The sequence below is a fragment of the Dietzia sp. NPDC055877 genome (genome assembly GCF_053615975.1).
On sequence record NZ_JBSHCV010000002.1, the window covers coordinates 256,598 to 268,268 of the forward strand.

The following is an 11,671-nucleotide window of genomic DNA, read 5'->3' on the forward strand; positions in this document are numbered from 1 at the left end:
GAGGAACACTGATGTTCACCCTTGATGACGACGACAAGGTCATCGTCGACGCGGCCCGTGACTTCTCCGAGAAGCGGATCGCGCCCCGGGCACAGGAGTGGGATGCGACCCACCATTTCCCCAAGGACGTCCTCCGCGAGGCGGCCGGGATGGGCATGGGCGCGATCTATGTCTCCGAGGACGTCGGGGGCAGCGGGATGCGTCGTCTGGACGGCGTGCGCATCTTCGAGCAGCTCGCCCGCGGCTGCCCGTCGGTGGCGGCCTACCTGTCGATCCACAACATGTGCGCGTGGATGATCGACGAGTTCGGCACCGACGAGCAGCGGCGGCAGTGGATCCCGAAGCTGGCCTCGATGGAGTTCTTCGCGAGCTACTGCCTCACGGAGCCGGGCGCGGGTTCGGATGCGGCGGCGCTGCGGACCAGGGCGGTCCGGGAGGGCGACGGCCCGGACGCCGAGTACGTGCTCACCGGCACAAAGCAGTTCATCTCCGGCGGTGGCCAGTCGGACGTGTACGTCGTGATGGCCCGCACCGGTGACCCGGGTGCCAAGGGCATCTCGACGTTCATCGTCCCGGCCGATTCCGAGGGGCTGAGCTTCGGCCCGGACGAGCAGAAGATGGGCTGGAACGCGCAGCCCACCGCTCAGGTGATCATGGAGGGCGTCCGCGTGCCGGCCGCCAACCTCATCGGCGGCGCGGACACCGGTGGCGAGGGCCTCGGCTTCACCATCGCCATGCGGGGACTCAACGGCGGCCGCATCAACATCGCGGCGTGTTCGCTGGGCGGCGCCCAGCAGGCGTACGCGCAGGCGGTCGCCCATCTGCGCGATCGCGAGGCGTTCGGTGGTGCGCTCATCGACGAGCCGACCATCCGGTTCACCCTGGCCGAGATGGCCACCGAGCTGGAGGCCAGTCGCCTCATGTTGTGGCGCGCCGCCGCGGCCCTGGACGCCAAGGAGCCGGACCACGTCGAACTGTGCGCGATGGCCAAGCTGTTCGTGACCGATCGGTGCTTCGAGATCGCCGACCGGGCGCTGCAGCTGTTCGGCGGCTACGGGTACCTGGCCGAGTACGGAATCGAGAAGATCGTGCGAGATCTCCGGGTGCACCGCATCCTGGAGGGGACGAATGAGATCATGCGTGTCGTCGTCGGCCGGGCCGTCGCCGCACGCGGACTGGGAGCGTAGGACATGAACAACGGTTCGCAGACTGTGGCGTTCCTCGGCCTCGGCAACATGGGTGGGCCCATGGCGGCCAATCTTGTCGGGGCGGGCCACGAGGTCCGCGGCTTCGACCCGGTCGAGGCCGCCCAGAACGCCGCGCGGGACGCGGGTGTGACCGTGTGCGCCTCGCCGGCCGAGGCCGTCGAGGGGGCGTCGGTGGTCATCACGATGCTGCCCAACGGTGCGTTGGTCACCTCGACCTACGAGGAGGTACTGCCCAAGGCCGGGAAGGGGACGTTGTTCATCGACTCCTCGACGATCTCGGTCGACGACGCTCGTGCGGTGCATTCCACGGCCGTCGCCGCCGGCATGCTGCAGGTGGACGCCCCGGTCTCCGGCGGTGTCAAGGGTGCCACCGCGGGGACCCTGGCCTTCATGGTCGGGGGCGAGGACGAGGCCTTCGCCGCGGCGCAGCCGGTTCTCGAGCCCATGGCCGGAAAGGTCATCCACTGCGGTGCCGCCGGTGCCGGTCAGGCGGCGAAGGTCTGTAACAATATGGTTCTGGCGGTCCACCAGATCGCGATCGGTGAGGCGTTCGTCCTCGCCGAGCGGCTCGGGCTGGAGCACCAGGCGCTGTTCGACGTCGTCACCGGGGCCACCGGCAACAGCTGGGCGCTGCACACCAACTGCCCGGTTCCCGGACCGGTGCCCACCTCTCCGGCCAACAACGACTTCACACCCGGGTTCGCCACGGCCCTGATGAACAAGGACCTGGGGCTCGCTCTCGCGGCCCTGGAGAGCACGGGAACGGTCGCTCCGCTCGGCGCGGCGGCGGCAGCCCTGTACGACGAGTTCGCGCAGGACAACGGCAGCAAGGACTTCAGTGCCATCATCACCAGCATCCGCGAGTCCGCGGGGAGCTGACCACCTGTAACTCTCGGGAGAGCAGACCATGTCCACCCACCGCCCCAAGGACTCGGACGCCGTGCTCGGCGCCCTTCGGAGAGTCCGGCAGGAATCCGGGTTGCCGATGGTGTTCGCTGGCGAGGCCGACGGCGAGACCGCGCAGCTGACCCGGTTCATCGGCGCCCGCACCAGTTCGATGCAGGGCCTGGCCGTGGCCAAGGGGCGTGGGCTCGGCGGTCACGTCATGGCCTCCGGTCGTCCCGCGACCGTGCGGGACTACGAGGACTGCTCCAGTATCACCCGCGACTACGCGGCCGCGGTGGAGCTCGAGGGGCTCCGGGCGATCATCTCGGTGCCGGTCATGGTCTCCGGGGTGGCGCGGACGATCCTGTACGGCTCGGCGCGAGTGGCAACCCAGCTGGGGGATCAGGTCGCGCGGACGTTCACCTCGGTGGCCGCGGAGCTGTCGTCCGAGTTCCAGATCCGTGACGAGGTGGACCGTCGGCTCCGGATGGCCGATCTGGCCGCCGCCGAGCAGGGCGCCGGATTGGAGGCGACCGACCGCGAGCAGATCAGGATGCTGCACGGCGAACTCCGGGCGATCGCCGCGGAACTGGGCGACGCCGCGCTGCGGAATCGGCTGCTCGCGGCCGGTTCCGCGCTCGCGGGGGTCGGCAGGGCCCCGGACGCGGCGGATACCCCGGTCCAGGACAAGCCGGTTCTCTCGCCGCGGGAGATCGACGTGCTCGCCCAGGTCGCATTGGGATGCTCCAATGCCGAGGTGGGCGCGCGGCTGTCGCTGTCTCCCGAGACGATCAAGGCGTACCTGCGCAACATCGGCACCAAGCTGGGCACGCGGTCACGGATGGAGTCCGTCGCCCGCGCGCGGTTGCTCGGCGTTCTGCCCTGATCTGCCCCTGCCTGCGCTGACCTGTCCCGGTCTGTGCCGCCGGGACCCGGTGGGCCGGTACGTACCCGCAACCGCGTCCGGAGGCAGCCGGCCGGATCCGTTGGTCAGGTGGTGGCGGTCGCGCGGTAGCGCAGCCGAACACCGGTGGCGGGGCGGGTCAACATCCGGGTCCACGGGAACGTCAGGTCGTCGGCGTCGTCGCTGATCTCGACGCCGGGGCGGCACAGCGCGGCGACGGTCGCGGACAGGGCGGTGACGGCGATCTTCTCGCCGGGACAGCGGTGCCCGCTGCGCACCCCGGCGCCCCCCTGGGGGATGAACGCCGCGAGTTCCTCGGCGTCGGCCACGTCGAGGAAGCGCTCCGGATCGAACGTCCCGGCGTCGTCCCAGTGATTCGGGTCCGTGTTGGTGCCGAGAATATCCAGGAACACGCGTTGGCCGCGGTGGACGGGACAGCCGCCGATCTCGGTGTCGACCGCGGCGAGGGCGGGCAGCATCGGGACGAACGGGTACACCCGCCGGACCTCCTGGGCGAACGCGACCGCCTCCGGGATGTCGGTGAGGCGCCCGGCGGCGGTCGTCGCCTCGCGGATCCGCCGCGCCCAGTCGGGGTGGTCGACCAACGCCACGGCGGCGAAGGCCGCGAAGCGTGCGACGGCCACGGTGGGCCGGGTGAGATTCTGGAGTTCGACGGCCGCGGTGTGGTCCGACACGAGAGCACCGTTCTCATCGCGCAGGTCCGCGATCGCCGTCAGCACCGAGTCCGCCGCGACGCGTGCGTGGCCGTCGCGGGCACCGTCGCGGGCGCCGCGGATCAGGCCGGTGGCCCAACGGTCCAGCCTCGCCCGTTCGACCCACGCCAGGGGATTGGTGGCCGGGCGGCCGAACGTGTCGAGGAGCCTGCTCATCTGATGCGCCCTGCGGTCGGCTTCCGCGGTGGACACCGGCACACCCGCCCACCGGAACGCGGCGCGGCCGAAGGCGACGGTGGTCGCGTCGTACACCGATCCCGACCGCTGCCGGGAGAGCGTCGTGAGCATCTCCTCCAGTTCCTCCGAGACGCAGGTGGCGAACGCCGCGACCCGGGAGTCGTCGTACGCGAGGTCCGCGAGCGCGTTCTTCCGCGCGCGGTGCGCGTCGCCGTCGAGACCGTGGACCGCGCCGGCGCCGAACAGCGGCCCGCGAACGAACGCGGGCATCGCGCCGTCACGCCGGAACAGGTCGGTGTCGTAGAAGAACCGGACGCCCTCCTCACCGCGCACGAGCAGTGATGATCGGCCGAGCAGGCGGATGGGGACCGGGGAGTCGGAGCCGGGTTCGAGTCCGGCGGCGCGGCGCACCCGGGAGGCGAAGAGGTACCCGGATCTCAGGAATTCGGCGGTCTGGTCGAGGAGACGGGCACCGGGCCGGTTCGACATCATTCGGACCTCCACACATCGGAACTGGGGACGTCCGTCACCCTAGGAGTGTCGGGACCGGGGCGCTTCCGGTCGTCGCGGGCGCCAGACGGCGCCGCGGGCACACATCCGGCCACCCCGCTGCAGACGATGTGGCCCAGATCACCCGACATCCACTTTCGGGTGTACCGGGTGTGGCTCGCCTCACATAGTTTCTTCTCAGTCGACGTGAACACGTCGGAGAAATCTGTCAGCGCCGCAGGTTCACAGCCCGGCGACACTGAGAAGACTGGAGTTGTCTTGACAGCCACGAATTCGCCCACGGGGGGCGCGACGCCACAGGCGGCGGCCGGCGTCCCGGTTAAGAAGACCTCGCTCGCACGCGTCGCCGCGGCCTCCTCGATCGGTACGACGATCGAGTGGTACGACTTCTTCATCTACGGCACGGCCGCCGCGCTGGTCTTTCCCACGTTGTTCTTCCCCGATCAGAGTGCGGCCTCGGCCACGCTGTCGTCGTTCGCCACCTTCGCCGTGGCCTTCTTCGCGCGCCCCGTCGGCGCTGCGGTCTTCGGCCACTTCGGCGACCGCATCGGCCGTAAGCGCACGCTGGTGTGGACGCTCATGATCATGGGCGTGGCGACCGTGTTCATCGGTCTGCTCCCCGGCTACGAGACCGGCGCGTTCGGCGCCTTCGAGAACGGCATCGGCATCGTGGCGCCCACGCTGCTCGTGCTGTGCCGCTTCTTCCAGGGCTTCGCCGTCGGTGGCGAATGGGCGGGCGCCACCCTGCTCACGGCCGAGTATGCACCGGAGGGCAAGCGCGGACTGATGGCCATGTGGCCACAGCTCGGTGTGGCCTTCGCGTTCTTCCTGTCGTCGGGCACCTTCCTCATCTTCGCGCTCGTCGCCGGAAACAACGCGGGTCCGGACAGTGCGTTCATGCAGTACGGCTGGCGCATCCCGTTCCTGCTGTCCGCGGTCCTCGTCCTCATCGGCCTCTGGATCCGCGTCTCGGTCGAGGAGACCCCCGTCTTCAAGCAGGACCGCGAGCTCGCCTCCAAGGACACCGCACCCGCGACCCTGCCCTTCGCCGACGCGATCCGCTTCCAGTGGAAGGAGATCCTCATCGCCGGCGGCGCGCTGACCTCGCTGTTCTCGCTGTTCTACATGGGGACCTCGTTCCTCACGAACTACGCCACGGCCACGCTCGGCCACTCCCGCCCGTTCGTCCTCGGCATGGGCATGGTCGCCGCCCTGGTCTTCGGTCTCGCCATCGCCCTGTCCGCGATGTACTCCGACCGGATCGGCCGCAAGAAGGTCATCGGCACCTCCGTCGGGCTGGCCATCGTCTGGTCGCTCGTCGTGTTCCCCATCCTCGACACCGGATCGACCGGCGCCTTCGCCGTGGGCCTGCTCGTCACCCTGATCATCTTCGGTATCGCCTACGGCCCGGCCGGCGCGCTGCTGCCCGAGCTGTTCCAGGCCCGCTACCGCTACACCGGTGCCGGCCTCGGCTACAACCTCGCCGGAATCCTCGGTGGCGCACTGCCGCCGCTGGCCGCCGCCGCGATGGTCGCCGCGGGCAACACCCTCGGAGTCGGCATCATGCTCTCGCTGTTGTCGGCCATGTCGATGATGTGCGTGCTCGCCATGACCGAGTCGAGCAAGAACAAGGTGACCGGTGAGCTCGCCGAGAACGACGCGGTGCTCGCCACCGAGGTCCCCTGACCCGGTGACCTGACGGCCCCGACGGGCCGCACCCCACCAGCAGCCGCGCCCGGCCCCACCCGAGAGGGGGCCGGGCGCGGTGTCGTTCGTGCCCGGTGAGGACGGCGCGAGTCGTCAGAAGTCGCCGGCGGTGCGGCGCAGCGAGCCGATCGCCTCGATGAGCGCGATCTGATCGGCCTCGTCCATGCCGGGATCGGCGAACACCCCGGCGTTGAGGGCGGCCGTCGCCTGGGCCACGACCTCGCGGCCCGCATCGGTGATCTCGACAAGCGTCGTACGGCCGTCGGTGGGGTGCGGTCGGCGTTCGACCAGGCCGGCGTCGAGGAGCCGCTTCATCGCGCTGGTGACGCTGGTGACGTGGACCTGCAGACGTTCCGAGGCCTTGGTGATGGGCAGGGCGCCCGAGCGGGAGAACGCGAGCAGTCGCAGCAGCTCATAGCGGGGAAACGACAGGTTCCAGGGCCGCAGGGTCTCCTCGACCCGGGCCAGGAGGATCTGGTGCGCCCGCATCACCGATGTCACCACGGTCATCCCCTGCGCGGCGTCGAGCCAGCCCTCGCGCTCCCAGTTGGCGCGGGCCTGGTCGATGCGATCGGGGATCGGTGCGGTCCTGGGGGACAAGGCTCACTCCTGGGGCCACGACGGTCGGCGGATTCCGTCGATTCTATCGGTCCCGTGCCACCGGCACCGTCAGACATGACGAGCGCGCCTGACACACCGGTTCGGGGGGAGGTCGCCTGTCTCACCATGAGGAGCAGGGCACCGCCCGGCGATAGGCTCCGCGCATGACCAACACCGTCCAGCAGGGTGCCGCCACCATCACCACCCGTGTCCGACACCCGCATTTCCAGGGGCTGGTGACCGACGCCGCCACGGCGGTGGCCCGGATCCAGGACGGGGACACGGTCGCGATCAGTGGATTCGCCAGTGCGGGTACGCCCAAGGCGTTCGCGCCGGCGCTGGCCGAGCGGATCCGTCGGGTGCGCGCCGGGGGCGGGCAGCTGAGCGTCAATCTTCTCACGGGCGCATCCGTGGCCGGCGAGGCCGAGGCGACCCTCGCCGAGGTGGACGGCGTGGCCCTGCGGATGCCGTACCAGAGCGAGCCCACCGCCCGCGGCAAGATCAACGACGGTCGGATGGACTACGTGGACATCCATCTGTCGCACGTGGCCCAGCAGGTGTGGGAGGGCTACTACGGGGACGTGGATGTCGCTGTGGTGGAGGTCGCCGCCATCACCGAGGACGGCAAACTGGTCCCGTCGATGTCGGTGGGTAACAACAAGACCTGGCTCGAGGTCGCGGACAAGGTGATCCTCGAGGTGAACTCGTGGGTCCCGCTCGACGTGGAGGGCATGCACGACGTCTACTACGGCACGGCGCTTCCTCCGGCGCGCAAGCCGATCATGTTGACCCGGCCGGCCGACCGCATCGGCCAGCAGTACCTCGAGGTCGACCCGGCCAAGGTCGTCGCCGTGGTGCCCACCGATGAGCAGGACTCGGAGACCACCGTCGCCGCGCCCGACGCCATCAGCCAGGCCATCGCCGGGCACGTGGTGGAGTTCTTCCGTCACGAGGTGGAACGCGGCCGCCTGCCCGCCGCCGGCCTGCTGCCCCTGCAGGCCGGGATCGGCAACGTCGCCAACGCGGTGCTCGGCGGCCTCGCGGAGGGCCCCTTCACGGGCCTGACCTGCTACTCGGAGGTCATCCAGGACTCGATGCTGGACCTGATCCGCCAGGGCACGGTCGCGCACGCCTCGGCCACGTCGCTGGCACTGTCCCGGGCCGGCCTGGCCGAGCTGGTGGACAACATCGATCTGTACCGCGAGCACGTCACGCTGCGCCCGCAGGAGATCAGTAACCACCCGGAGATCGTGCGCCGTCTCGGGATCATCGGCATGAACGGCATGCTCGAGGCCGACATCTACGGCAACGTCAACTCCACCCATGTCGGTGGCACCCGCATCATGAACGGGATCGGCGGCTCGGGCGACTTCACCCGGAACGGTTACGTATCCATGTTCCTGTCGCCGTCGACCGCCAAGAACGGCACGGTCTCGGCGATCGTGCCGATGGTGCCGCACGTCGACCACACCGAGCACGACGTGCAGGTCATCGTCACCGAGCACGGCCTGGCGGACCTGCGCGGCCTGAGCCCCCGCAAGCGCGCGCCGCTGATCGTGGACCGCTGCGCCGATCCGGCGTTCCGTCCGATGCTGCACGATTACCTGGATCGGGCGACCGCGCGGCCGGGCGCGGGCAACACCCCGCATATCCTCGAAGAGGCCCTGTCATTCCACACCCGCCTCGCCGCGACGGGAAGCATGCTGGAGTAGGTCGAATAACACCACCCGAGTGACCCGGAGGATCGATGACGACCAGCACGCGCCCCCTGCGGATCGGCAACGTCTCCGCCGCGCGGACCGACCGGGACACCGCGACCGCCGAGTTCCTCGCGGCCTCGAGGTTGGATGTCGTGGCGCTGGACATGCTGTCCGACGAGGCGATGCTGGATCTCGCCGCACAGCGCGCCGCGGGCGGGTCCGGGTATGAGCGCGCCGCGGTGGTGCAGCTGCGCGAATGCCTCGATCTGCTCGGCGTCGGTGGTGCGGGCGGACGTGGCGACGGGGCGGGTGACGACGACAAGGCGTCGGGCGTAAGGGTCGTCACCAACGCCGGAGCTCTCGACCCGGAGGGGCTCGCCCACGAGCTGCGGGCGCTGGCCCGGGAGGCCGGGGTGGACCTCCCGGTGGCCTCCGTTGATTCCGGCGACGTCACCGACCGGGCGCCCGAACTCGGTCTCGGTGTGGTCGACGTGGCGACCGTGCGGCACGGTGCGTTCGGGATCGCCCAGGCTCTGGCCGAGGGTGCCGTCGTCGTCGTCACCGGCCGCGTCAGTCGCGAGGCGCTCGTCACCGGCGCCGCCGCGGCGCACCACGGGTGGACCTCGTCGGCCCTGGACGCGCTGGCCGGGTCGGTCGCGGTGGGCCACGTCCTGTCCGGCGGGCCGGGCGCGACCGGCGTCGTGGACTCCTCCACGGACGTCACCCGGACCACCGACCCCGTGACCGGCGGTTACCCGATCGCGGAGATCGCCGATGACGGATCGGCGGTCATCACCCGACATCCGTCCGCGTTCGGCTCGGTCACCGTCGGCACGGTCACCGACCAGCTCCTCGACGGCGTCGCCGGCGCCCGCTACGCCGCGCCGGACGTGGTGCTGCGGCTCGACTCGGTGCGCCTGGCGCAGGAGGGCACGGATCGGGTGCGGCTCAGCGGCGCGCGCGGCGAGCCCGCGCCGCCGGTCGTCGCCCTGGTTGCCATGACCCGGGGCGGGCAGCGGCCCACGCGCGTCGCCCGCCCGCTCCCGCAGGAGGAGTCGGGGCACGTCGTGGTGTTGGCGGACGGGCGTCGCGTGCCCGTCCCGGTGCCGATGGAGACGGCGCCGATCGGGCCCGGCGAACTGCCGACTCCGTGGACTCCGAGCGCGGTGCCGGGCGGGGAGCAGGTGTCGACGGTTCTCGGGTCGGTCGCCAGCGTGCGGCGCGGGGTCGTGGGGCGTGGGGTCAACATCGCGGTGTGGACGTGGGACGACTCGGCATTCGCGTGGCTCGCCGACGAGTTCACGGTCGAGCGGCTGCGCGAGCTGGTCCCCGGCCTGGAGGGGATGGACGTGCGGCGCTACCCGCTGCCCAACCTGCGCGCGGTCAACCTGGTCGCGCGCCCGCCACGTGGCGAGGTGCTGACCCCGGGACTCGGCGCGGATCTCGCCGCCGCCCGGATCGAGGTTCCGGGCGAACTGCTCGAGTACGGTCCGTAGCCCGGGCCGGGGCCAGCGGCGGCTGCAGGTTAGAGCGGCCCGGGCAGGTCAGCTCATCGACCGCAGCTCGACCTTGCGGATCTTGCCGGTCGCGGTGCGGGGGATCGCGTCGGTCACCACGACGCCGCGGGGCCGCTGCGAGCTGGTGAGATGTTCGGCGCCGAACCGCAGGATCGAGTCGATTAGGTCGGCTTCCGGCGGCGCGTCGACGGCGGGGACCACCACCACGACCACCTGCTCGCCCCACGTGGGGTCGGGCCGGCCGATGCAGGCGACCTCGGCGACGTGCGGGTGGTCGAGGAGAACTCGTTCGACGTGCAGGGAACTCACGTTCTCGCCGCCGGACTTGACGATGTCCTTGACCCTGTCGGAGAACCACACCACGCCCTCGGCGTCGATGCGGCCGAGGTCGCCGGAGTGCATGCGTCCGCCCGCGAAGGCCTCGGCGTTGGCGTCCGGGTTGTTCCAGTAGCCCTCCATGACGGTCGGGCCGCGGTAGACGATTTCGCCGTCCTGCCCGGTCGGCATGAGCTCGGCTCCGCCGGGTTCGGAGATGCGGTTCTCGGCGAACGGGGTGGGGTAGCCCCACGAGTCGGCCTTGTCGGCGTTGAGTTCGGGCCACTGCATCACGGTCGCGGGCGTGCATTCGCTCATGCCGGATCCGAGCACGATCGTCGCGTCGGGCAGCGCCGCGGAGAGCCTCGTGCGCATCGCCTCCGACATCGGCGCCATCGCGTAGAGGAGCATCTGGATGGAGCTCAGGTCGAGCCCGCGGTCCGTCCCGTCGGCCAGAGCCTCGAGCATGAGCGGCAGCCCGACGAGGTGGGTGGCACGGACCCGGGCGACGGTGTCGGCGTAGCCGACCGGGTCGAAGCCCGGAAGGAGGTGGATCGTCGCACCCATGGTGACCGACGGGATGAGTACCCCGTTGAGACCGGCGGTGTGGAAGAGGGGGAGTGGGCACACCGTGACCGATCCCCGGGCGCCCCAGGCCATGCCGAAGATCGCGCTGTTACCGAGCGCGGCGACGGTGACGGCCAGGTGGGAGGTGAGCACGCCCTTGGGGCGGGAGGTGGTCCCGGAGGAGTAGAGGCACTGGACGATCTGGCGGTCGGCGATCACGGTGTCGGGATTGGTGTCGTCGCCGGCGAGAAGGTCGTCGAAGGACAGCACCGTGGGTCCGTCCGGTGCGGGCGTGAGGCCGTCGGGCAGGCCCCCGATGACGACGACGAAGCGGATCGCCGGGATCGCCCCGACCGCACCGAGTGCGAGCTCCGCGAGCGCGCCGTGGACGACCAGGATGCGCGTGCCGGAGTCGGTCAGGGCGTGCGCGATGTTCTCGAGGCCGGAGAGCAGGTTGACCGGCAACGCGACCATCCCCGCCTTGGCGCTGCCGAAGTAGGTGGCCACGAACTCGCGGCAGTTCGTGGACAGCAGAGCCACCGGCTCCTCGGGTTCGAGGCCCAGGCCGGCGAGCCCGTGAGCCACGCGATTGGACACCGATTCGAGTTCGGCGAAGGTCCACGATCCGGTGTCGTCCGTGACGGCGGTCCGGTCGGCGAAGGTGGCCGCGGCTCGGGTCGGGATGTCGCCGACCGAGCAGCGGCGCGCCAGGGCGTGGTCATGGGGGTCGATGCCGGTGGGGTCTAGTCGCACGGGGGGTCTCCGGTGTTCTGAGCGGGGATGGGGCGAGGGTGAAGGCAGGGCCGACGGCGGACGGCAGTCGTGTGACCGGGGTCACTGTGTCCAC

Annotated in this window: 9 protein-coding genes; 6 read left to right on the forward strand and 3 right to left on the reverse strand. The window is 70.7% G+C overall.

The window, feature by feature from the left end; genetic code table 11:
• The first annotated feature begins 11 nt into the window (after nucleotides 1–11).
• The 3 genes from ACWGLC_RS03410 to ACWGLC_RS03420 are packed head-to-tail and all read left to right on the forward strand — an operon-like array spanning nucleotide 12 to nucleotide 2,979.
• The gene (locus tag ACWGLC_RS03410; protein WP_452098581.1) at nucleotides 12–1,187 is read left to right on the forward strand and encodes an acyl-CoA dehydrogenase family protein; all 1,176 of its coding nucleotides are present in this window, start codon (nucleotides 12–14) and stop codon (nucleotides 1,185–1,187) included.
• A gap of 3 nt (nucleotides 1,188–1,190) precedes the next feature.
• On the forward strand, nucleotides 1,191–2,087 hold the full coding sequence (gene mmsB, locus ACWGLC_RS03415) for a 3-hydroxyisobutyrate dehydrogenase (RefSeq protein WP_452098582.1): 897 nt from the start codon (nucleotides 1,191–1,193) through the stop codon (nucleotides 2,085–2,087).
• Between the two features lie 28 nt (nucleotides 2,088–2,115).
• Nucleotides 2,116–2,979, forward strand: coding sequence for a LuxR C-terminal-related transcriptional regulator (locus ACWGLC_RS03420; protein WP_230928263.1), 864 nt, complete (start codon nucleotides 2,116–2,118; stop codon nucleotides 2,977–2,979).
• Between the two features lie 104 nt (nucleotides 2,980–3,083).
• Here ACWGLC_RS03420 and ACWGLC_RS03425 read toward each other — a convergent pair whose 3' ends face one another.
• Nucleotides 3,084–4,400: a cytochrome P450 gene (locus ACWGLC_RS03425; protein ID WP_452098583.1), complete on the reverse strand. Its 1,317-nt coding sequence runs from the start codon at nucleotides 4,398–4,400 to the stop codon at nucleotides 3,084–3,086.
• Between the two features lie 276 nt (nucleotides 4,401–4,676).
• On the opposite strand from ACWGLC_RS03425, the gene ACWGLC_RS03430 reads away from it, so the two are divergent.
• Nucleotides 4,677–6,104 (forward strand): MFS transporter, encoded by a 1,428-nt coding sequence (locus tag ACWGLC_RS03430; protein WP_452098584.1) that lies wholly within the window; start codon nucleotides 4,677–4,679, stop codon nucleotides 6,102–6,104.
• Nucleotides 6,105–6,218: 114 nt separating this feature from the next.
• Here ACWGLC_RS03430 and ACWGLC_RS03435 read toward each other — a convergent pair whose 3' ends face one another.
• A complete protein-coding gene (locus ACWGLC_RS03435; RefSeq protein ID WP_452098586.1) occupies nucleotides 6,219–6,725 on the reverse strand; it encodes a MarR family winged helix-turn-helix transcriptional regulator in 507 nt (168 codons plus the stop codon).
• Nucleotides 6,726–6,889: 164 nt separating this feature from the next.
• Between ACWGLC_RS03435 and ACWGLC_RS03440 the strand changes: the two genes are divergently transcribed.
• Together ACWGLC_RS03440 and ACWGLC_RS03445 are read left to right on the forward strand one after the other, a co-directional pair.
• Complete coding sequence (locus ACWGLC_RS03440; protein ID WP_452098587.1) at nucleotides 6,890–8,437, forward strand: succinate CoA transferase; 1,548 nt, start codon at nucleotides 6,890–6,892, stop codon at nucleotides 8,435–8,437.
• 35 nt (nucleotides 8,438–8,472) lie between these two features.
• A complete protein-coding gene (locus ACWGLC_RS03445) occupies nucleotides 8,473–9,921 on the forward strand; it encodes an acyclic terpene utilization AtuA family protein (protein WP_452098588.1) in 1,449 nt (482 codons plus the stop codon).
• Between the two features lie 48 nt (nucleotides 9,922–9,969).
• Here the strand turns inward: ACWGLC_RS03445 and ACWGLC_RS03450 are convergent, their stop codons facing one another.
• Nucleotides 9,970–11,577, reverse strand: coding sequence for a class I adenylate-forming enzyme family protein (locus ACWGLC_RS03450; protein ID WP_452098589.1), 1,608 nt, complete (start codon nucleotides 11,575–11,577; stop codon nucleotides 9,970–9,972).
• Between the last annotated feature and the right edge of the window lie 94 nt (nucleotides 11,578–11,671).